This window comes from Devosia alba, from assembly GCF_039938915.1.
Taxonomy (GTDB): domain Bacteria; phylum Pseudomonadota; class Alphaproteobacteria; order Rhizobiales; family Devosiaceae; genus Devosia; species Devosia alba.
Map to the genome: position 1 here is coordinate 1 of NZ_JBDUUI010000132.1, position 248 is coordinate 248.

Annotated in this window: 1 protein-coding gene; it reads right to left on the bottom strand. The window is 40.7% G+C overall.

Annotated features, from left to right (window positions below; translation table 11 throughout):
* Nucleotides 1–62 precede the first annotated feature (62 nt).
* Nucleotides 63–248 (bottom strand): DUF4422 domain-containing protein (locus ABFY71_RS19060; RefSeq protein ID WP_347947452.1); only part of this gene is annotated, 186 nt, incomplete at its 5' end.

Below are 248 nucleotides of genomic sequence, written 5' to 3' on the forward strand. Positions count from 1 at the left end.
GTTCTGGTAGACGTCCTCATTATTGACAATTGTGATTAATGAAACTAACTGTTGCATCCGTCTCACCATCCTAGAGTCTCATGCTTGATTGAACGAGCTGCCCAAATACGGTGAATCAACTCACTGTTATATTCGACTAAGTACTTTAATTTAGCATCCCGCTGACTTAACCACAAATTTAGCAGCCGCTCTCCCAAAAAGCCAAACAACCGTTGTTGATAGGCATCATATTTCGAAATATCAACTCG